20 protein-coding genes and 1 pseudogene are annotated in these 23049 nt (G+C 41.8%); all 21 read left to right on the top strand.

Going from position 1 to position 23049, the window contains the following annotated elements; translation table 11 throughout:
* The first annotated feature begins 90 nt into the window (after nt 1-90).
* The 21 genes and pseudogenes from CTER_RS11100 to CTER_RS11010 all read left to right on the top strand — a co-directional run bounded on the left by CTER_RS11100 (nt 91) and on the right by CTER_RS11010 (nt 23040).
* A complete protein-coding gene (locus tag CTER_RS11100; protein WP_004625491.1) occupies nt 91-1734 on the top strand; it encodes a putative manganese-dependent inorganic diphosphatase in 1644 nt (547 codons plus the stop codon).
* 332 nt (nt 1735-2066) lie between these two features.
* Complete coding sequence (locus tag CTER_RS11095) at nt 2067-2753, top strand: polyphosphate polymerase domain-containing protein (protein WP_004625645.1); 687 nt, start codon at nt 2067-2069, stop codon at nt 2751-2753.
* A 261-nt stretch (nt 2754-3014) separates the two neighbouring features.
* Nucleotides 3015-3686, top strand: coding sequence for a DUF4956 domain-containing protein (locus CTER_RS11090; RefSeq protein WP_004625529.1), 672 nt, complete (start codon nt 3015-3017; stop codon nt 3684-3686).
* Between the two features lie 19 nt (nt 3687-3705).
* Nucleotides 3706-5679: a CotH kinase family protein gene (locus CTER_RS11085; protein WP_004625595.1), complete on the top strand. Its 1974-nt coding sequence runs from the start codon at nt 3706-3708 to the stop codon at nt 5677-5679.
* Nucleotides 5680-5951: 272 nt separating this feature from the next.
* Nucleotides 5952-6119 carry a helix-turn-helix domain-containing protein gene (locus CTER_RS29280; protein ID WP_423219203.1) on the top strand — a complete coding sequence of 56 codons (168 nt, stop codon included), beginning with the start codon at nt 5952-5954 and terminating at the stop codon, nt 6117-6119.
* Between the two features lie 35 nt (nt 6120-6154).
* Nucleotides 6155-7360, top strand: coding sequence for a radical SAM protein (locus CTER_RS11080; protein WP_004625513.1), 1206 nt, complete (start codon nt 6155-6157; stop codon nt 7358-7360).
* A gap of 63 nt (nt 7361-7423) precedes the next feature.
* Nucleotides 7424-8701, top strand: a complete 1278-nt coding sequence (locus CTER_RS11075; RefSeq protein ID WP_004625557.1) for a DegT/DnrJ/EryC1/StrS family aminotransferase — start codon at nt 7424-7426, stop codon at nt 8699-8701.
* Nucleotides 8702-8752: 51 nt separating this feature from the next.
* The gene (locus CTER_RS11070; RefSeq protein WP_004625480.1) at nt 8753-9640 is read left to right on the top strand and encodes a glycosyltransferase family 2 protein; all 888 of its coding nucleotides are present in this window, start codon (nt 8753-8755) and stop codon (nt 9638-9640) included.
* A 38-nt stretch (nt 9641-9678) separates the two neighbouring features.
* A complete protein-coding gene (locus CTER_RS11065; RefSeq protein WP_004625531.1) occupies nt 9679-10863 on the top strand; it encodes an MFS transporter in 1185 nt (394 codons plus the stop codon).
* A 470-nt stretch (nt 10864-11333) separates the two neighbouring features.
* A complete protein-coding gene (locus tag CTER_RS11060) occupies nt 11334-11702 on the top strand; it encodes a DUF2089 domain-containing protein (RefSeq protein WP_004625631.1) in 369 nt (122 codons plus the stop codon).
* Nucleotides 11703-11734: 32 nt separating this feature from the next.
* Nucleotides 11735-12943: an SHOCT-like domain-containing protein gene (locus CTER_RS11055; protein ID WP_004625473.1), complete on the top strand. Its 1209-nt coding sequence runs from the start codon at nt 11735-11737 to the stop codon at nt 12941-12943.
* Between the two features lie 252 nt (nt 12944-13195).
* Nucleotides 13196-14275: a peptide chain release factor 1 gene (gene prfA, locus CTER_RS11050; RefSeq protein ID WP_004625578.1), complete on the top strand. Its 1080-nt coding sequence runs from the start codon at nt 13196-13198 to the stop codon at nt 14273-14275.
* Nucleotides 14276-14355: 80 nt separating this feature from the next.
* Entirely contained in the window at nt 14356-15099 is a 744-nt protein-coding gene (locus tag CTER_RS11045; RefSeq protein WP_004625547.1) for a ZIP family metal transporter, read from the top strand.
* 91 nt (nt 15100-15190) lie between these two features.
* On the top strand, nt 15191-16249 hold the full coding sequence (locus CTER_RS11040; protein WP_004625484.1) for an L-threonylcarbamoyladenylate synthase: 1059 nt from the start codon (nt 15191-15193) through the stop codon (nt 16247-16249).
* A gap of 65 nt (nt 16250-16314) precedes the next feature.
* On the top strand, nt 16315-16818 hold the full coding sequence (locus CTER_RS11035) for a low molecular weight protein arginine phosphatase (RefSeq protein WP_004625582.1): 504 nt from the start codon (nt 16315-16317) through the stop codon (nt 16816-16818).
* A gap of 209 nt (nt 16819-17027) precedes the next feature.
* On the top strand, nt 17028-17477 hold the full coding sequence (gene rpiB, locus CTER_RS11030) for a ribose 5-phosphate isomerase B (RefSeq protein WP_004625472.1): 450 nt from the start codon (nt 17028-17030) through the stop codon (nt 17475-17477).
* An 11-nt stretch (nt 17478-17488) separates the two neighbouring features.
* A complete protein-coding gene (gene upp, locus CTER_RS11025; RefSeq protein WP_004625622.1) occupies nt 17489-18118 on the top strand; it encodes a uracil phosphoribosyltransferase in 630 nt (209 codons plus the stop codon).
* A gap of 47 nt (nt 18119-18165) precedes the next feature.
* The gene (locus tag CTER_RS11020; protein ID WP_004625561.1) at nt 18166-18603 is read left to right on the top strand and encodes a deoxycytidylate deaminase; all 438 of its coding nucleotides are present in this window, start codon (nt 18166-18168) and stop codon (nt 18601-18603) included.
* A gap of 183 nt (nt 18604-18786) precedes the next feature.
* Nucleotides 18787-19515 (top strand): annotated as a pseudogene (locus tag CTER_RS29165) (glycosyltransferase family 4 protein); the annotation flags it as partial.
* Between the two features lie 408 nt (nt 19516-19923).
* Nucleotides 19924-21075: a non-hydrolyzing UDP-N-acetylglucosamine 2-epimerase gene (gene wecB, locus CTER_RS28800; protein WP_278245923.1), complete on the top strand. Its 1152-nt coding sequence runs from the start codon at nt 19924-19926 to the stop codon at nt 21073-21075.
* A gap of 171 nt (nt 21076-21246) precedes the next feature.
* Nucleotides 21247-23040: a methyl-accepting chemotaxis protein gene (locus CTER_RS11010; protein ID WP_004625540.1), complete on the top strand. Its 1794-nt coding sequence runs from the start codon at nt 21247-21249 to the stop codon at nt 23038-23040.
* Nucleotides 23041-23049 lie beyond the last annotated feature (9 nt).

Here is a 23049-nt window from a genome sequence, read left to right as displayed (position 1 = left end):
TACACCTGAAAATTTCTTGCCGATTACCAGGGTATTAGTGTAAAATAAAGCTTGGCTGTAAAAACTCAAATATTCGTGGAGGCATGATTAGTGAATGAACTGATATATATTACAGGTCATAAGAATCCCGATACTGATTCCATATGTTCTGCCATAGCATATGCCGAACTGAAAAGAAGGCATGCGATGGATGCTTTACCGGTAAGGATCGGTGATATTAACAGAGAAACGGAGTTTGTGCTCAAATATTTCGGTGTAGATGTCCCAGAGTATAAGGAGACTGTCCGTACCCAGGTGTCGGATCTGAATATGGACATAATCAATCCGGTCTCGGAAGACATCTCAATAAAGTCAGCCTGGAGCATAATGCAGAAAAACAATATCAAGGTTCTGCCTGTTGCCGATATAAACGGCAAGCTGCTGGGGATAATCACCCTGTCGGATATTACAAGCAGCTATCTGGATGCACTTGAAAACAATATTCTTTCGGCAAGCAGCACGCCCTTGAGAAATATTACCGACACCCTCAATGCCAGACTTATCTGTGGAAATGAAGATGGATTCAGGGCCGCAGGCAAAGTGGTTATTGCCGCAATGATTCCTGAGGACATGGAGCCTTTTGTGGAAAAGGGGGACATCGTCATTATCGGGAACCGGAAGGACAGCCAGTTAAAGGCCATTTCCATAGGGGTCAGCTGCCTGATTCTCACCTGCGGAGGACAGATAGATAAGGAAGTATTGGATTATGCGCAGGAAACAGGCTGTATTGTCCTGGAGACATGCTATGATACGTTTACCACTGCGAGGCTTATAAATCAAAGCATTCCGGTCAGCTACATCATGACCAGGAAGCAGCTCGTTTTATTTAACATTCACGACTATATAGACAACATAAAGGAAAAAATGCTCAAGACCAGATACAGGAGCTATCCTGTCGTCGACGACGAGGGAAGGATAAGGGGCTTTATTTCCAGATACCATCTCATTTCCCAGAGAAGAAAAAAGATTATTCTTGTGGACCACAATGAAAAAGCCCAGACCATAGACGGGATAGAGCAGGCTGACATCCTTGAAATAATTGACCATCACAGGATAGGGGATATTCAGACAAGTTACCCCATATATTTCAAAAACGATGCAGTGGGCAGTACGTCAACTCTGATTGCAAACATGTATTTCGAAAACGGTTTGAATCCTTCAAAAAAGATAGCAGGAATACTGTGTGCCGCTATAATTTCCGATACAATGAAATTTAAATCTCCCACCAGTACGTATGCCGACGAACTGGCTGCCCAGAAGCTGGCCAAGATCGCCGACATCAATATTGAAGAGTTTTCAACCGCATTGTTCAAGGCCAGCGCGTCACTGGAGGGTATGAGTCCGCAGACAATACTGGACTATGACTTTAAGGATTTTATTCTAAATAAATACAAGATTGGAGTGGGGCAGATAAACTCCAGCGATTCAGAAGCCTTCAGAAAGGTGAAGGACAGCCTTCTGAAGCATATGAAAACCGTTCAGGAGAACAAGGGCTACAGCCTTATACTTCTGATGGTGACGGACATTATAAACGAAGGCTCTGAAATACTTTACGCAGGTGATAATGCAGGACTTGTGGAAAAGGCGTTCAATATTAAAAACGGTGAAAGCAGTGCCTTCCTGGGCGGTGTAGTTTCCAGAAAGAAACAGGTGATCCCCATGCTTTCCAGGGCAATACAGAGAGAAATGCTGTAAGCAGATATCCTGCTGTTGCTGCAAAAGCATTCTGAACAATAAAATATAACGGTTAAAGGACTGTCTCGGTGAGCTGCAGCTCCCAGCATCAGATCTGTGTCTGATGTTTGGGGGTGCAGGTCATAATGAAGACGGTCCTTTTTATGTTATTGTGGGAGATTAACAGGAATATGGCTTATTAAATTTTGTCATACATATGTTTTGTTATATACATGTTAAGTAAAGGTTAATTTTTTTTACAGAAATCAGGTTATGTTCAGAAAATCATCACATTGGTATATTATCATTTGACTTGTAGCAGTCAAAATAATTCACATTAAGAGGTGATACAGATGGGTGAGCCAAAGTTGAGACATGAAATAAAGCATAATATAAATTATTCCGATTACATTGCTCTTCGGCAAAAGTTGAAATATATAGCCAAGCCTGACCCCAATGCGGGTAATAGTGGGAAATACAGGATAAGAAGCCTTTATTTCGACAATTACAGCAACAAAGCTTTGATGGAAAAAATAAACGGCATCAATAACAGAGAGAAATTCCGAATCAGGTACTATAATGACGATTTAGCCTTTATCAGGCTTGAGAAAAAGGGAAAGGTGAACGGTTTGTGTTTCAAACGGTCTGCCAGGCTGACCGAAAGCCAATGCAGCATGATAATTTCAGGTGATCTGGACTGGATGAAAAGATCAACCGATCCGCTTTTGATCGAGCTTTATTTTAAAATGAATTACCAGCAATTGAGGCCAAAAACTCTTGTGGATTACGTAAGGGAGCCGTATATATATGAACCCGGCAATGTACGTATAACAATCGACAGTGAAATAAAAACCGGGCTGAGTTCAAAGGAACTCTTTGACAGGGAATTGCCCACCCTTAAAACCAGGGACAGCGACCCCATAATTCTTGAAGTGAAATACGATGAGTTCCTGCCCAATATAATAAGAGATATCATACAGCTGGACAACAGAAGAAATACTGCTTTTTCAAAATATGCACAGGCCAGGGTGTTTGGCTGACATTTTGTGGCCGCTATTGCGGCTCATGGAGGTTAGCTTGAAAGACTTCACTTGCGTTTGTCTTCCAAACTAACCTGTGAATTTATGGCCGTGCGAAATATTCAAAGTATTTACCAATACTTTGAAAGCGCACATGGCCAATTAACCTCCTTTATTCACCTTATAGCGGATGAGGGAGTGAACAAATTTCATTATTATTTTGTGGCCGCTATTGCGGCTCATGGAGGTTAATATAAATAAATTAAATTTCAGGAGGATATTATGACATTCAACGATATTTTCAAATCGAGCTTTATTGAAAAGGTAAGCTCCTTTTCACCATTGAACATGGTTATTGCATTGGGACTCTCATTTATTCTGGGACTTTTCATCTTTTATGTCTACAAGAAAACCTTTAACGGAGTGATGTACTCGGCCAGCTTTGGGGTTTCACTCATGGCAATGACTCTTATAACCACTCTTATAATTCTGGCTGTTACTTCAAATATAATACTGTCGCTGGGAATGGTAGGCGCCCTGTCCATAGTGCGTTTCAGATCGGCTATTAAAGAACCCATGGACATTGCGTTCTTATTCTGGTCCATATCGGCAGGAATTGTAACAGGTGCGGGTTTAATACCGCTTTCGGTCTTTGGTTCGGTTTTCATAGGAATAATAATGATAGTTTTCGTTAACAAAAAGAGCTCGGACAATCCTTATATACTGGTGGTCAACTGTGCCAATGACAAATCCGAGGAGCTGGTCACGGATATGGTGGACAAAAATGTCAGAAAATATCTGGTCAAATCCAAGGCGGTGTCGGCAACAGGTATCGAACTGACAATGGAAGTAAGACTTAAAGATATGACAACTCAATTCGTCAACAGCGTATCGCAGCTCGAAGGTGTGTCAAATGCAGTTCTGGTAAGCTACAACGGCGAATACATGTCATAGGTGGGAGGTTTGAGCTGCTATGATAACCGGCAGGAAAATCAATATTATAATAATAAGTTTAGTTATACTTGCTGTAATTTTTACAGGCTTACTGGCAGTTGTTCCTAAAGTTGCAGGAAATGCTGAGACCGCAGTATCGGCACCGGATTATGCAGGAGGGGTATTCGATAAGGATAAAATAACGGCCATCGACATTCAGGTGGATGAGGATGACTGGCAGAATATGCTTGACAATGCCACCAAAGAGGAATACATTTCCTGCAATCTGACCATAAACGGTCAAACCATAACTGCCGTGGGAATAAGGCCAAAAGGAAATTCAAGTCTTAAAACCGTTGCAAGCTCCGATTCGGACAGATACAGCTTTAAATTTGAATTTGACCATTATATTGAAGGACAGACCTTCATGGGTCTGGATAAAATGGTAATAAACAATGTGCAGTCGGATGCCACCTATATGAAGGATTATCTGTCGTATGACCTCATGACCTATATTGGAGTCAAGTCCCCACTTTTTGCATATTCCAATGTAACCGTCAACGGTAAGGACTGGGGATTGTATATAGCTGTCGAGGCAATTGAGGAATCCTTTGCACAGCGTAATTACGGCAGTGATTACGGAATGATTTACAAGCCCGAAAGTATGGAGATGGGCGGCGGTGCCTGGGAAAACAATGCCGGGCAGAGACCGGCACCTGCTGCACGGCAGAACAATAACGGGGAAAATACCGAAGGAAACGGGATGCAAAATGTCCCGCAGCAGCAAGGACAGCAGTTGGAATCACAACAGCAAAATACACAGGAGCAGAACCCATCGCAGCAGGAGCGGCAGCCGGGCCAACAACAGGATACACAACAGAGAAATATGGGAAGAGGCATGTTTGGCGGTTCGGGCGGTGGTACCGACCTGGTCTATACCGATGATGAAATTGACAGCTATTCCAACATCTTCGACAATGAAGTGTTCAAGGGTTCAAAAGCTGATTATAATAGAGTTGTCAAGGCGCTGAAAAACCTTAACTCCGGTACTGATATAGAGAAATGTATAGATGTTGATGCAACATTGAGATATTTGGCGGCAAGTACTGTTGTGGTCAACATGGACAGCTATTTCAGCAATATGAAACACAACTATTACCTTTATGAGAAAGACGGAAAGCTGACAATGCTGCCCTGGGACTATAATCTGGCATTTGGAGGTTTTCAAATGGGTTCGGCCGAAGCGGCGGTAAACCTTGCCATCGATACTCCGGTATCGGGAGTTGAAATGTCGGAAAGGCCAATGCTGGCAAAACTGCTGGAAGTGGAAGAATACAAGGATAAATACCACGAATACCTTAAACAGATTGTGGATGAATATTTCAACAGCGGTTATTTCGAGAAAACTGTAGACTCTGTAAATGCCCTCATTTCAGAATATGTCAGGAATGATGCAACTGCTTTCTATACCCACGAGCAATACTCAGAGGCTGTTGCAATGCTTAAGGAATTCGGGACGCTGAGAGCGCAAAGTATAGAGGGACAGCTAAATGGTACCATTCCTTCTACAACAGCCGGACAGTCGGGTGCAGGTGACAAGCTTGTGAATGCATCCGCCATAAATCTTTCAACCATGGGCTCACAGGGAGGCGGAGGCGACCGTGGCGGGATGAACCGGCAGGACAGCCAGATACCGCCGGATAATCAGCAGTCAGGAAATGAGCAGAACGAAATGGTGCAACCCCCTGACGGATTCCAGCCTCCGGGTGATGGACAGCTGCCGGATGGAGTACAGCTCCCTGACGGTATGCAGCAAGGCGCGGGTGGTCCGGGAGGAGGCAATTGGGGAATGGGAGGCCCGGGACAGGGCGGCTTCGGGATGGATGGACCTGCCGGACAGCGGTCTTCCGGAGGCCAGTCTGGCGGCTATGATATTGTGATTATAGCGGGAAGTGTAGTATTTCTGATGGGAGGTTTGATTTTTGTAATGAAATTCAAGAGAAATAAATACTAACTTCATAAAAAGGTAAAAAAACAGGACCAATCTGCATGGAGATTGATCCTGTTTTTTTGATACCTGTAAAAGCATGGATTTTCAAATCTCAAATATTCTAATTATTTTACATTTTTTCTCATTATTATTAAAAAAATAAATAAAATCCACCATCGTGGACAACAATTATGGTAAAAATAGTATATAAAGTATATAAAAGGTAATTTATATGGATTTTTAGATTATTAAGGAAGGGGGCGTTGTGTGAGTGATTACGTATAAATTAAAAAAAAATCAGAAAAGAAAGAGGATTATCACAAAAACAGTTAGCTATGCTTTCGGGTGTAAGTAAAAGTATGATATGTGCAATTGAAAATGAACAAAGGCACCCTACCATCCCGATAATGTACCGGCTGGCGTGTTCATTAAATACCAGTATTAATGAACTTATTGATTGTTAATGCATAAAAATTAGTTTAGAAAGGGGAGGTGCACAGTGAGTAAAACAATAAATATAAGCGATAAAAGTTCTGTAACAATACTAAACGGACGATTAAGAAATACATACAGAATTTTGAATCATCGCGGGCTGATGGAAAGGAAGATACAGGCTTATAATCAGAATAAGTTTGTTCATGAAATAGGGGTTATCGAACTACATCCCACTGACCGATGCGACCTACAATGCTTTTATTGTACTTATGGATCCAATAATAGAATGCATACAAATAATAGCACTGTACAGGATTTCCCGTATGAAATGCTTGAAAAAGTCAACCGGGTCAACCCAAAAGCTATTGTATTTGCAGGAGGGGGCGAACCCCTAATATACAACTACAAGGGTAAAACGTTTGAAGATATTGTATATTATTTTAAAAAATCCTTACCGGATACAAAGCTCGGACTGATAACAAACGGTACAAAAATACCCTCTCAAGACTGCATAAAGGAATTAGACTGGGTCCGGGTATCGGTTGATGCACTTGATAAAGATACGTTCAGTGCCTTGAAGGGAGGAGTGTTTGAAAAAAGACTCCAGACTATTTTTCAGTATGCGCTTTCACCGGTACAGAATATAGGTATCGGATTTTTATATAACCGTTTTAATTATAAACAAATCCCTTACTTTATTAAAGAAATTTATGACATCGTGATGGGCGAACTAGGAGAAGATTACCTGAGAAAAATCAATATTCAGTTCAGGCCGACTTGCCCGATTGAGAGTTGTATGTGCCCGTCGGATAATTACCGGGATGCAATACTGATGACTCCGGACAAACAGGAATGGTGGAAGGAAATGTCACAGTATATAATAACTACAATTAAAACCTTATCCAAATACAAAAAAATGGAGAGATTTGTCCGTGAGCAGACCAACGTATATGAAATAACAAAAGAAAAAAAAGAACATTCATTGGATTTTAACCATTGCTATGTTGCAATGCTGCGATGGACCATTCGTGCCAATGGGGATATTTACCCGTGTGTTATTAAGGCCAGCAACCAAAATGCAATAATGGGAAATCTTTTCACGTCTTCTCTGAAGGAGCTTTTTTCAATGGAACAAAAAATATATACGCTCCAACCGGAATATTGTACCGGCCCTGATGAATGCTGCCGGATAGGAGGGGTTTCAAACGAGATTGCGGAAAAGCACCGGTTAACTGATTTATCGGTTGAAACAGATGATTACTTTTTTTAAATACCTTTTGAAAGAGAGTTTAATAAACCTAGTTATATAAATCCAGTGAGGAGGATTAAATTTATGAGTTCTGAATTAGCAATCAACGGAGGAGAAAAAACAGCGTATAATCCATTTCCTTTGTGGCCGCAATTTGCAGAAAAGACAATAACCGACATCATCGGGCCATTAAAGAATGGTAAAGTAAATTACTGGACCGGACCGAAGGGAATGGAATTCGAAGACAGGTTTGCTCAATGGGCCGGTGCAAAAATGGCGATATCATGCACCAGCGGAACTTCAGCAGTACATATAGCTGTTGGCAGTCTTAATATTGGCCCGGGAGATGAGGTTATTGTTCCATCGTACACATTCATTGCAACTTCGTTTGCTGTCCTGCAGGCCGGTGCTATTCCAGTATTCTGCGATTGTACGGAGGATCATACAATAGATCCGGGAAAAATAGAAAGCCTTATTACGCCAAGGACGAAGGCAATAATAGTTGTGCACCTGTATGGAATTGTATGTAATATGGATATGATTATGGACATTGCCAGGAAAAGAAACTTGAAGGTCATTGAGGATTCTGCCCAGTGCCTTGGAGGGGAATATAAAGGCCAAAAAGTCGGTACGGTTGGAGACATAGGGACATTCAGCTTTTGCCAGAGCAAGCATTTTACAACCGGGGGTGAAGGCGGGATGGTTGTGACAAAGGATGAAGAATTGGGCTGGAACTGCCGGGCATTCAGAGATCACGGTTTTGATGTCAAAAAGAAGTTCGATCTATTGGCGCTCGAAGAGAAGAGTACTTATATACATAATCAGGTAGGATTTAATTTTAGGATGACTGAAATTCAATCTATAATCGGAATTAATGAACTTGAACGTTTTGACAATTGGAACCTTCCCAGAAGATATAAATATGCGGAAATGTATGATAATGCTTTTAAAAATCTGGTTGGAATAAAAGCACTTCCGCTAAATACTGCTGAACGTAAAAATTCCTACTGGCAGTACCCTATTCTGCTTGATTTGAATAAACTTACAGTTGAGGCCGATGGGTTTATAAAGGCGTTGGCGGCAGAAGGGATTCCTTCATACAAAATTCAATGGCCGGAAGCGTACCGTGAGCGTGTATTTCTTGAACATAACGGCTTTGGTACTGCAAAGTTTCCGTTTAGATCCAAAGAATATAGCAATCCTGATTCTGTCAAATATGACAGGGTAATTTGTCAGGTTTCCCGTTCATTATTTCCTCAGACAGTGTGCCTATACCTTCATCCTACATGGAGCGAGCAGGATATAGAAGTTTGTATACAAGGATTTAAAAAAGTACTTTCCTACTATAAAAAGAGAGATTAGTACGCTCTGGTAATTAATAATTATACTGACTGATTAATCTGGAGGTAACAAATGAAGCAATCTCAAGTTTCATATATTATTCCCTATAGAAAGAGTACCGAAGACAGGGATAGAAACCTGTCTCTAGCTTTAAAATGGATAAGTATCAACTTTCCTCATTATGAGGTTATTATCGTTGAACTTGACACTGAGACAAAAATAAATAAAAGTCTTCTCACACCGGATATAAAACATGTTTTTCATACTTATCAGGGTATTTTCAACCGGGCATTGGCCAGAAACATCGGAGCACTTAATGCATCCAACGATATTTTTGTGTTTGCCGATAATGATGTTATTATGGAGCCTGAAAAGTTTAACATGGGTGTGGAAATGTGCTGTAAGGAATACGATGCAATCCATCCGTTTTTAAACTGCATTGATATAACAGAGGAGGATATGGCGCTAATAGAAAACAGTGAAGCAGCCCAGTCTATGTTTTATAGCATTTATGCGCTGGAGAAAGACACGGGCAGCTTACGTGAGGCCATGCCTTTTGCAGGAGCCTGTCTGATCATAAAAAGAAAACCATTCTGGAAAATTGGCGGCTGGCCGGAAGAATTTATAGGATGGGGGGGAGAAGATAATATAATGTCTTACAAAATTGACCGTTTTCTTTCAAAGAAATGGTTTCCAAACAGTATATACCATCTGCCGCATAAACGTTCTGAGTTTGATTGGTATAATCACCCGGAATATCAGAAGAATTACGCTAAAATGCAGGACATAGTTGAATTGACGGACGATAAGCTGGTAGAATACTGTAAAAACAGCAGGACAAAATTAATGTCCTTTCCCTTAACTGCCGTCAGGAAAGAGGAAAAGGAAGAAATTCTATCCTGCAGCCTTCCCATAAAAAAAGAACGGCAAAGAAGTTCTGACTTCACATTCTTAACTTAGAATTTGTTAATACTTAACGTTTTTTATAGGAGAATTTTATGTTGGCTGCGGTAAAAAAAGAAAAATACCCGTATAACTTTATATTGTACTACGCCTTTAGTTTCATGGCACCGGCAATTTTTGCAGCTTTTTTACCTGTTTACCTGAGCACCAAGGGATATAACCAAACAGCTATCGGTACATTGCTTGCAGTAGGACCGGTTGTCACAGTTATGGCACAGCCGGCGTGGGGAGTAGCCAGCGACAAGTCCAGGTATAAAAATAATGTATTGTTGCTCATTACCCTGGGTACGGCTTTCACAGTTTTATTGTACAACTTTTCAGCAGCCTTTCCCTTCCTTGTTATAGTTACTGCTGTGTTTACTACATTTTCTTCAGGGATAACTCCGGTTGCGGATACCATTATTTTAGATCATCTGGGAAAAAAACAAAGGAGTTTCGGACCTGTACGAATGGGTGGAACCATAGGATATGCAGTCATGGCTATAATAGCAGGTTACTTTGCACAGAAAAATATAAAATTTATATTCATATTATATGCAGTAGTAGTAGGTTTTTCTTTGCTGTTCACTGCGCGGTTACCTAAAGTAAAAGGCTATTACAGGGAAATAAAATCAAAAGTTTCTATTATTCAGTTGTTCAAAAACCGGGGATTAGTATTATTTCTTGTTTTTAACCTGATAATAAGTATAATTTCCTGTTTTTACTCTAATTTCTTTCCAATATACTATAAGCAGACTGGGGCAGACAATGTTCTACTGGGCTGGGCTACCTTTATTGCAACAATCAGCGAAATACCGTTTCTTATATTTGCCGACCGGATACTGAACAAAATCGGTACCAGAAATTGTCTTGCCCTTTCTGCTGCTATTTCAGCAATACGCTGGATATCACTATACCTGATTACAAACGTGTATATCAATCTTGTACTGCAAATTCTTCATGGCCTGAATTTTATTGTTTTTAACTATTCCATGGTTACCTACATAAACAAGGAGGCTCCAAAAGAGTTTAAAACCACGGCGCAGGCCATATACACACTGTCGGTAATGGGAATAGCCCGGATTGTGGGAGGATTACTGGGGGGCTATCTGAGTGATTGCTTCGGAATACGGCAGATATTTCTCTTGAATACAATGATAACTATTGCCGCCATAATACTATTTTTGGGTTTATTTTATCTTCTGCCCCCAAGTAAATCATACAAAAATTCCTCTCTATAATATTGGGCATCCCAATATCATTGTTGAAAAAGCAATTAAATTTCAGAGAACCGCTTTGGCTTATTAAAGTAAGCCAAAATTTTTTTATTATTCCTTTGTCAAATACCTGAATATCCATACATATTCTTGACATCATTATTACGTTAAACGGTGAAAATTGTAAATGGGAAATCGCATTAATCAACTGCGGAATTGCTTCTTTTTGCTATTTGGTACATATTCAAGAGTTTTTTAATCAATTACAAGCATATTTAATTAAGAAATTAATATAATTAATTGATAGATTATAAAAATTAATTAATAGATTAAAAATATTTAAATAAAAGTGTTGACAATTTATGAGAATGGGAATATTATATATCTATAGACTTAATAATATTAAACAAGTGATTAAAAAAATTAATTTCTTATACAAAAGAATTAAAGATTAACAATTAATGAATATTTCTAAAATTTTAAGAGGTGATTTTATGGCAAGAGAAGCTATCGGCAAGTGCCCGGTTTGCGGGAGTGAAACAGAGGTAACAAGGATAACCTGTAACAGTTGTGATACGGTTATAGAGGGACACTTTTCGCTATGCAAATTTTGTAAACTAACTACTGACCAAAGAAATTTTTTGGATGTGTTTATAAAATGCAGAGGTAACATAAAGGAAGTTGAAAAGGAGCTTGGTGTTTCATATCCCACAGTCAAAAACAAGCTGGAGGATGTAGCGTCGGCACTTGGCCACAAGGGTGAGCCTGTACCTGAAGTTCCCGGAAGAAGAAAGGAAATTCTCGATAAACTCAATGCCGGTGAATTAAGTGTTGAAGAAGCATTAAGCCAAATGAAGGAATAATAAATGCGGGTGAAATAGGAGGGAATTTAACAATGTCTATTAGCGAAGAAAGATTACTGATATTAAAAATGGTGGAAGAAAAGAAAATATCCACCGAAGAAGCTGCAAAGCTTTTAGCAGCACTTGAAGATGAACCCAAAAGGGAAAATGCCGAAAATTTCAATTATAGAAGAAATAATAAAGCAAACGGTTTTGCAGATGAAGCTGCAAAGGTGAGAGAAAGAGTAAATGAATGGAAGAAAGAGTTCAAAACCAATTATAATCAGGCGGATTTTGACAACATGATCGATGATTTCGCAAACAAGGCTGAAAAGTTTGGTAAGAACGTGGCCAGCACCACAGCCGGAATAGTTGACAAGGTTATAGATTATGTAGGAAGCTTTGTGGATACAAATTCCTTCAATGTATTCGGAAGCCTGCAGACAGTTCAAAAGAATTATGAAGTTATTCCTGCTGAAGGAGCAAATCTTGAAATCTCGGGAATAAACGGGAGCATAACAATAAAAAAGCACCTTGATCCCAAAGTAATGATCATATCAAGGATAAAGAGCACGTCACCCACAGGTGAAGGTATTGTAAGCTTTGTAGAGGATCCCTCAAACATTTCAATAAAAGTTAACAGTACAGCTTTAAATGCAAGTGTTTCTCATGAAGTATTTGTTCCCGATGTTAAATTCAATGCCATAAGGATTGAAAATTCCAACGGTAAGATTTATATTGAGGATTCGCTTTCCCAGGAAGTGACAGCCACTACAAAAAATGCTCATATTGAGCTGATGGGTGTAAACAGTGACAATGTATCGGTTACTACAAAGAACGGCAGAGTCCAGATGAATTATATCATTGGGAATAAAATCGATATCAATACAAGCAACGCTGTTATAGATATAAAGCACATAAAAGTCAGAGATGTAAGCGCCGTAACCATAAACGGCAGAATCAATATCGAAAATGCCCAAAATGTTGACGACAGTGAAGATATGAGCATGTACCTCAAGACCTCCAACGGCGGTATCAAGGTAAATATGAACGATATGGACAACAGGGTTTACAAGGTAAAGGCCCATGCCAGCAACGGTTCCATCAACCTGCTTATTCCTGAAATAGTATATCATAATGTAAACCGCAAGGGTGTTACAGGAAGCTTCGTTGAAGCTGAGAGCAGAGATTATGAAACCGGAGTCAACAGGGTTAATATTACCGGCGAAACCATGAACGGACAAATTGAAATAGTTAAGTAACAGCTATAAGCTATAGAAGATTACTTATACAACCTTAATTGCTTACGTGATATAAATTTATATAGAAAACCCCAAAAAGAACTATCTTTAACGGCTACTTAAAGATAGTTCTTTTGTTGCGTCTGGTGACTGTTCATGTTATAATATCTAATTGCGTAACATTAATAGATTATATTTCTTTTATGTATATTTACCTAAAGTCAATTACATATACTAAGTGTACAAATAATTAAGGAACGGTTGGGAAAAAGTATGTTTGATAAGCTGCAGTCGGCAGAGGACAGGTACGAGGAAATAAGCCATAAATTAAGTGATCCTGATGTGATTAACAATCAGGAGGAATATAAAAAATATATGAAGGAGTACTCCGATCTGGAGGAAATTGTTCAGAAATTCAGAGAGTACAAAAAGGTCACCTCCGATATCGAGGAGGCCAGAGAGCTGCTGGACGGCACTCTTGAGAAGGATTTCCGTGAAATGGTCCAGGCAGAGTTCGAGGAAGCACAGGAAAAGCTCGAAATAATCAAAAAGCAGCTGAAGGTCATGATCGTTCCCAAGGACCCGAATGATGACAAGAATGTTATTATTGAAATCCGCGGCGGGGCAGGCGGAGAAGAGGCAGCACTCTTTGCCGGGGTGCTTTTCAGAGCCATGACCAGATATGCAGAGCGGAAGCGCTGGAAAACCGAAATACTTGATTCCAATCCTACAGAGCTCGGAGGCTTCAAGGAAGTAGTATTTTCAATTGAAGGCAGGGGCGCATACAGCCGTCTGAAGTTTGAAAGCGGAGTGCACAGAGTTCAGAGAGTGCCCTCTACTGAATCCAGCGGGCGTATCCACACTTCCACCATAACGGTTGCAGTTCTGCCGGAGGTCGAAGAGGTTGACGTGGAGATAAACCCAAATGACTTGAGGATTGATACTTACAGAGCCAGCGGTGCCGGCGGACAGCACATAAACAAAACCGATTCGGCTATCAGAATAACACATATTCCCACCGGCCTGGTCGTCGCATGTCAGGACGAACGCTCACAGCACAAGAATAAGGACAGGGCTATGAAGATATTGAGGTCAAAGCTCTATGAAATAGCACAGCAGCAGCAGGCAAACGAGGTTGCCCAGGACAGGAAAAGCCAGGTCGGAACAGGCGACAGAAGCGAAAGGATCAGAACCTACAACTATCCCCAGGGAAGAGTTACAGACCACAGGATAAATCTTACTCTTTACAAGCTTGATCAGGTGCTTGACGGAGATCTTGATGAAATAATCGATGCGCTCATAACCACTGACCAATCCGAAAAGCTGGGCGGCGGCAGTGAGGACGAAGATTAAAAATTGGACGAATTATTAATAATCCACGGGTTTTATGAATATTATGTCATATAGACTTACTATCAAAGGATGGAATTGCCGTGGAACACATTTTGAAGATTGGAATTATAGGCTTGATATCAGGAATTACCGGGACAGGTATTGGTGGATTGATAGCCTTTTTTGTGGGCAAAAATATAAGTAACAGAATATTGAGCTCAATCCTGGAATTTTCAGCAGGTCTTATGACCTCTGTTGTTTGCTTTGAACTTGTACCCGAGGCGGTTGAGATAGCCGGACTCAACCTGACGCTTATCGGTGTGCTTTCAGGAATATTGATTGTAATTGTAATTGATGATTTTGTCAAGCAGCTTGATGCAGTCAAGAATGCAAATGGGAATTCAAACCTGCTGAGGGCGGGGATACTCGTTTCCATAGGCCTTGCAATGCACAACCTGCCGGAAGGTTTCGCAGTGGGTTCGGGTTTTGAGGCCTCATTGAGCCTGGGAATCACACTGACACTGATAATTGCCATACACGATATTCCCGAGGGTATTGCAATGGCACTGCCAATGAAGGTTGGAGGTTTCTCGGCCGTCAAAGCCTTTACGCTTACAATACTGTCAGGTGTGCCGATGGGTATCGGAGCGCTGGCAGGGGCTGCACTCGGTCATGTTTCGGAGCAGTTTATAGGCTTGTGCCTGGGTTTTGCGGGGGGAGCAATGCTGTATGTGGTATACGGTGAGCTGATACCCGAATCAAAGAGGATTTATCTGGGTAGAATGTCCTCGGTAGGAAATGTATTTGGTATTTTATGTGGTATAATAGTAACAATGCTTAATTAGTACCCGGGTTAAGCTGCGCCCTGCCCTGTCTTCGGCAGGCGTGCGGATTAACCGCATATAATTATTTTTGAGCTGGAAAGGCTGTACCGGAATGAAAACAAAAGTTATAAAAATCAACCCGTTAAATATAGACATGCAGGAACTCAAAGAGGCTGCCGAAGCCTTGCGCGCCGGGAGGGTTGTGGCAATTCCCACCGAGACTGTTTACGGACTGGGTGCCAATGCCCTTGACCCCGGGGCTGTTGAAAGTATCTTCAGGGCCAAGGGCCGACCTTCGGATAATCCGCTGATAGTACATATAGCAGATAAGGAAAAGGTATATGAGCTGACAGAGAACATTCCTGAAAAGGCCCTGCTGCTGATGGACAAGCTGTGGCCCGGCCCTCTTACCCTGGTGCTTAAAAAAAGCTCCATAATACCCGGCATAATAACGGCCGGGCTGGAAACTGTAGCAATCCGCATGCCGGAGCATCCTGTGGCACGGGAACTTATCCGGCTGGCAGCGGTACCTGTGGCTGCGCCCAGCGCAAATGTCTCGGGCAGGCCAAGTACCACCACGGCGCAGCACGTTCTGGACGATATGGACGGAAAGATAGAAATGGTGGTTGATGCAGGAAGCTGCCGCGTGGGTCTGGAGTCAACAGTGCTGGATGTTACGGTTGAACCACCGGTACTGCTGAGGCCCGGAGGAGTGACACCCGGACAGATCGAGAAAATTATCGGTCCCATAGACATTGATAAGACTATTTTGGGGAAAATAAGCTCAGAAAATACGCCTAAATCCCCGGGAATGAAATATACCCATTACTCGCCCAAGGCACATGTTGTAATAGTGAGAAGTGAAGACCGGCAAAAGCAGGTGTACAGGATCACAGCGCTTGCACAAGCAAGTGAAAGGGAAGGCAAAAAGGTGGGCATATGTGCTACAGATCAAACAAAGGCGGAATATCACGGTTTTGAAACCCTGTCTATGGGGGACAGGTACAAGCCGGAGACTATTGCGGCCAGGCTGTTTTCACTGCTGAGAGAGTTTGATGACAAAGGCGTGGATATTATTTTTGCCGAAGCTGTGGACGAGCATGAGGTAGGGCTTGCCATCATGAACAGGATGGTAAAGGCCGCGGGCTATGATATCATTCAAGCAGAGTAAGGAAACATCCGGATATCCGAATATTGGAAACCTGAATGAAGAGAACGGCTGTATTGGAGGAAAACATGGAAGTAAAAAATCATAAGACCACTAATGTTTTATTTGTCTGCACCGGCAATACTTGCAGAAGCTGTATGGCAGAGGGTATTTTCAGGGCTTTTTCACAGCAGGAGGTGGCTTTGAAGGAATCAGCGGTTTCCTCAAGGGGGATACAGGCCTTTGACGGAGAGCCGGCTTCAGAGCATTCGGTTGCCGCGTTGAAAAAGCTGTGGGATATTGACATATCCATTCATAAGGCAAAGCTTCTGGACAGGGCGGATATGGACGGGGCAGAACTGGTGCTGACAATGACCAGACAGCACAGGGACTATCTTAAGAGCAGATTTCCCGACAAAAAAGCTTCCATTTTCACGTTGAAGGAATATGCATGCAGGGAGGTTTTGACTGAGAGCAGTGACCTGGACATAACCGATCCCTTCGGAATGCCTTATCAAAGCTATGAAACCTGTGCAAAAGATATCTTTGAGAGTGTTCGGACCCTTATAAAAAAACTGACCGGGGACAGCTAAAATATGCAGGTTTATAAGGCACTTTTTTTTGACATGTAATAGTTTATACTATAAAATAATAAAGAACGGCATAGGAAAAACATTGAGAAACAATACGTAATAATTAATGAAAAATGGCACCGGCAATTTTCCCTGACCGACAAGCTTAAACGCATATAGTTGTTAAAACGGGGTAAATTGGCTGTCCTGGGCCGGAAATGGAGATAAATTTGATAGCAATAGGTAGTGATCATGCAGGATACCTGCTCAAGGCAGATATCATAAAATTACTTCAGGCTAAGGGACTTGAAGTAAAGGATTTTGGTACCAACTGTCCCGATTCGGTGGATTATCCGGATTATGGACAAGCCGTAGCCGAAGCTGTAAGCAAAAAAGAATGTGAAAAAGGTATCGTTATTTGCGGTACCGGAATAGGGATTTCAATAGCATGCAACAAAGTTCCCGGCATAAGGGCGGCTTTATGCACCGACAGCTATATGGCTAAAATGAGCAGACAGCACAATGATGCAAATATACTTGCCATAGGAGAAAGAGTGGTTGGACCCGGAGTAGCATTTGATATTATTGAAACCTGGCTTGAAACCGAGTTTTTAGGTGGCAGGCACGGCAATAGAGTTGAAAAAATTTCAAATATTGAAAAAAAATATTTTACAAAGTGAGGAATTAAATAATGGAAAGCGTATTTGTTTTTGATCATCCCCTTATACAGCACAAGGTATCTTTACTCAGGGACAAGAATACAAACACCAAGGAATTTAGGGAGCTGGTTTCAGAGATAGCAATGCTTATGGGTTATGAAGTAACTAGAAATATGCCTCTGAAGGAAGTGGAGATTGAAACACCTGTTGGGATCGCCAAAACAAAAGTAATATCAGGCAAGAAATTAGGAATAGTTCCCATATTGAGAGCCGGCCTTGGAATGGTTGACGGCATGCTGAGCCTGCTGCCTATGGCAAAGGTTGGACATATAGGGTTATATAGAGATCCTGAAACACATGAACCTGTTGAATACTACTGCAAGCTGCCGGTAGATGTAGAGGAGAGGGAAATAGTTGTTCTCGATCCCATGCTTGCAACCGGGGGTTCGGCATCGGCAGCTATCCAGTTCATCAAGAACAGGGGAGTTGCAAATATTAAACTGATGTGTCTTGTGGCTGCAAAGACAGGTATAGAAAGAATCCGCAAGGATCATCCTGACGTTGAGATTTACTGTGCCGCTGTGGATGAGGTTTTGAACGATCACGCCTATATTGTTCCGGGATTGGGTGATGCTGGCGACAGGTTGTTTGGAACCAAGTAATGATATTTTACAGGGTTTCCTGTTTTTAGTTTTGGTAGGGGGTATTTATGAGGCCGTCTTGGGATGAGTACTTTATGCAGATTGTAGATTTGATAAAAACCAGATCCACCTGTTTGAGAAGACAGGTTGGAGCAATCATTGTCAAGGATAAAAGAATACTTGCAACCGGTTATAACGGTGCACCGGTGGGGTGCAGGCACTGTTCCGAGGTAGGCTGCCTAAGAGAAAAGCTCAATATCCCCTCCGGCCAGAGACATGAACTGTGCAGAGCGATCCATGCCGAGCAGAACGCCATAGTGCAGGCTGCCTGCAGCGGAACAAGCGTTAATGGGGCCACCTTGTATGTGACTACCCAGCCCTGTGTTTTATGTGCCAAGCTTGCCATCAACGCAGGAATAACACGCATAGTGTTTAACGGAGATTATCCGGATGAGCTTTCCATGGCTTTGCTTGAAGAAGCAGGGCTTGAGATAGTTAAAGTGTAATACCGCTCGAAAACGTATTGTATATTGTTAATAGAGGGTAACAAGATTTAAATTCAGAGGGAGTTTAAATACCTCCCTCTATTTTGATGTATGGGAAGTTATAGTTTTTTAATTTCCTGAAAGTTTGGAGAATAGCCTAAGAAGCTCGAAGCTGGGATTTCTCTAAGAACGGAAGGTGTATAAATGTCTAGTGTATATGAGTATTTTATTTCTTTCACGCTTGCTTTTATAGTAGCATTTTCTGCAACTCCGGTAGTTAAAAGCCTGGCTTTTAAAATTGGAGCGGTTGATATCCCAAAGGATGACAGGAGAATGCATAAGCAGCCCATCGCAAGACTGGGCGGTTTTGCAATTATAGCAGGATTTTTCGTTTCAATACTTTTCAGTATCGTAACTTCCAAACTTTTGAATGTGGGAACAGCTATTGTTTTTGACTGGCAATTCATAGGAATGCTCCTGGGAAGTTCAATTATTGCAATCCTGGGAGTAATAGACGATATTAAGGCATTGAGTGCCAAACTGAAATTTCCGATTCAGATAATTGCGGCACTTATTGTTGCTGTTACAGGTACGAGAATCGACTTTATAACAAATCCGTTCTCGGATATAGGAATATCAACTTTTGGACCCTGGATTTCATACCCCATCACCATATTGTGGATTGTTGGAATAACAAATGCCATCAACTTCATTGACGGTCTTGACGGTTTGGCTGCCGGCGTGTCCTCCATAGGCTCGCTGTCTCTGTTTTTCGTTTCGGTCATCAGACCTGAGCCGGATATACATACTGCAGTTCTGGCTGCCATACTTGCCGGTTCGGCGCTTGGTTTCCTGCCCTATAATTTCAACCCTGCAAAAATATTCATGGGAGATACGGGAGCGACCTTTTTGGGCTTCATGCTTGGAACCATATCAATTCAGGGTACATACAAGGCCTATACCGCAATTGCAATAGCTGTGCCCATACTTGTGCTGGCACTGCCACTGTTTGATACCGTTTTCGCCATATTGAGAAGAGTGGCAAGCGGCAAATCACCCATGACAGCCGACAGGGGCCATCTCCATCACAGGCTGGTAGATATGGGGCTCACCCAGAGGCAGTCGGTATCATTGATATATGTTGCCAGTGCCGCATTGGGCTTATGTGCGGTGGTGCTGGATTATAAAGGGCCTGTAAGTGCAATAATACTTGTAATAGCCGTAGCGGTTTTTGTTATAGTAGGATCGATGTATATGAATGAAATGAACAATGCCAGCAAGGCAAAAGAAAATCATCATCTTCAAAATCCGGCAAGATTGGCTGCAATTGGAGGAAGGAAATTGGATAAATTAAAAGTAATGACTGTATTCGGTACCAGACCGGATGCAGTAAAAATGGCTCCTTTGGTCAAGGAACTGGAAAAGTGTGAAAAGATAGATTCGGTGGTATGTGTAACTGCCCAGCACAGGGAAATGCTGGATCAGGTGCTTAAGATGTTTGAGATCACTCCTGAACACGACCTTAATATAATGCAGAGCAAACAGACTCTGACAGGTATAACCACAAGGGCGCTGGAGGGCCTGGAGAATGTAATTGATAAGGAAAAGCCTGACATTGTACTGGTCCATGGTGATACCACAACCTGTTTTGTGGGAAGTCTTGCCGCTTTCTACAAACAAGTAGCGGTAGGCCATGTAGAGGCAGGTTTGAGGACCTTTGACAAATATTCTCCATATCCTGAGGAAATGAACAGGAAACTTACGGGAGCAATGGCTGATATCCACCTTGCACCCACTGGGACAAACAAAACCAATCTTCTGAATGAAGGTGTAAGCGCAGATACCATATATGTGACAGGAAACACTGTCAACGATGCTTTAAAGACCACTGTAAAGGATAATTATACCTTTGAGTGTGAAGCTCTGAGAAATATTGACTTTAAGAATAAAAGAGTGATAGCCGTAACCGCCCACAGAAGGGAAAACCTTGGCGAACCCCTGCGAAACATTTGCCGTGCCATCTCCACCATTGTGAACAATTATAAGGATGTGGAGGTTGTTTACACAGTGCACCTGAACCCTGCTGTTCAGGAGACGGCAAAAGATATCCTGGGAGGCAAGGAAAGAGTTCATCTTATCCCGCCCCTGGACGTGCAGGACATGCATAACCTTATGGCCCGCTCGTATATGATAATGACAGACTCCGGAGGAATCCAGGAGGAAGCTCCCACCCTCGGCAAGCCTGTGCTTGTACTGAGAAAGGAAACAGAGAGGCCGGAGGCTGTCAAGGCCGGAACGGTGAGACTTGCCGGAACGGTTCAGGAGGAGATCGTGGAGCATGCCTCCAAGCTGCTTGATGATAAAGACGACTATGAGAAAATGGCCAAAGCTGTTAATCCGTATGGTGATGGGCATGCTTCCGAAAGAATTGTTCAGGTGCTGCTGTTTCATTTCGGCTTAACAGATGAAAAGCCTGATGAATTTAATGTTTAGAAAGAAATATTAAATTACGGAAAAAAAAGAGGCTGCTTCAAAAACAGCTTCTTTTTTTTGCGTGAAAATCTGATTATGACGAATTTTGTCGTAAAGTGTTTAAAATTTAACATACTGTGGTAACTAATATAGTGGCCATATTTATAATATCATTATCGGGAGGTCCTTTAAATGACTAAAAAAATTAAATACAGGATACTGGGTACATTTTTGATTACATCCACACTTTTCATTGTTTTTTTAAGTACATATGTTATTTTTAATTTAATTCAACTGAATAAATCGGAAACAGCAGCGGTTGAAAAAATGCTGTTCAGTGATTACGACAATATGATTAAAAATGAAGTAGAGGCTGCAATAACTATACTTGAATCATATCATGATGCCTATAAAGAAGGTTTAATGCCGGAAAAGGAGGCACAGGAAACTGCAAAAAGAATAATCAAGAAATTGAAATACGGCAATGACGGCTATTTTTGGATAGACGACACTTCGGGAGTTCTTGTTGCTCACCCCGTTAAGCCTGAAGACGAGGGAAAAAACAGGCTTGACATAACCGATCCCAATGGTGTGAAGCTTATACGGGAGATTATTGAAGCGGCTGCCGACAACCAAAGGTCGGGATATACCGATTACATGTGGGAAAAGCCGGAGGATGCGGGTACCGACAGGCTGACTCAAAAAAGGGCTTACTCAAAATTGTTCAAGCCATGGAATTGGATAGTGAGCACAGGAAATTACGTGGATGATATCCAGAACATTGTAAGTGAAAAGGGTGTCGAACTGAACAGGAACCTTACCGAAAATATTTTAGGTATACTTATATTCCTGGGGCTTTCAATAATAGCTATGATTTTTGTAGGGCTGGCACTCAGCAGAAAACTTTCGGAGCCTATTGTCAAAATTGTCAAAGCCTTTGAAAAGGATGAAGACGGACAGATAAGCATACAGGAAATCCGGCTGAAGTCCAGGGATGAAATCGGAATCCTCGCCAATACCTTAAATGAGATGTCTATGCAGGTCAAAGGCTTTATTAACGGTGTAATGAGCGAATCTGCAAATATTGACGCCTCAGCCGACAATGTAAGAGAGCAGATGACCATGATGAACAAATTGATAGAGGAAGTTTCAGAGACAACTGAGGAATTATCGGCCGGCATGGAGGAGACGGCAGCGTCGACCCAGGAGATGTATGCCACCGCTGTAGAAATAGGAACAGCCGTGGATTTGATAGCCGGTAAAGCCCAGGAGAGCGAGAGACACGTAATAGAAATCAGTAAAAGGGCAAAAGATTTGAAAGAAAATATCAGCAATGCTATAATAGACGGAACACAAATAATAGGCAAGTCGAGAAAAAACCTTGAGAAGGCTCTCCTGGAAGCTGAATCAGTTAAGAGAATCAATGAATTGGCTGATGTGATACTGCAGATTACAAGCCAGACAAATCTTTTAGCGCTCAATGCTTCCATTGAAGCTGTCAGAGCGGGAGAAGCGGGCAAGGGCTTTGCCGTTGTTGCCGATGAAATAAGAGTGCTTGCGGAGGATTCAAAAAATACGGCAAATAAAATAACCGGTATAATCAGGCAGGTTACAGGTTCGGTCTCCAATTTGTCGGACAACTCCTCAGAGCTGCTGGATTTTATCGACACCACTGTCAAGCGCGACTTTGATATGATACTGAACGCATCGGGTGAATATGAGAGGGATTCGGAAAATCTCAGCCTTCTGGTAGCCGACTTCAGCAGGACCTCCGAGGAGCTCAATGTTTCAATATCAAATATGATAAAAGCCATAAATGAAATAACCTCCGCCAATAGCGAAGAAGCGGAAGGTACCAGCAATATAGCACAAAGATCGGTACAGGTAAAGGAAAGAGCAAACGAACTTCTGGTACAGGCCAATAAATCCAAGAAGTATTCGGAGAATCTCATGAACTATGTTTCTAAATTCAAACTGGAACAGTAGACGGAAGAG

This window comes from Ruminiclostridium cellobioparum subsp. termitidis CT1112, from assembly GCF_000350485.1.
Classification (GTDB): domain Bacteria; phylum Bacillota; class Clostridia; order Acetivibrionales; family DSM-1351; genus Ruminiclostridium; species Ruminiclostridium termitidis.
This window is presented reverse-complemented; position numbering and strand designations above follow the sequence as displayed.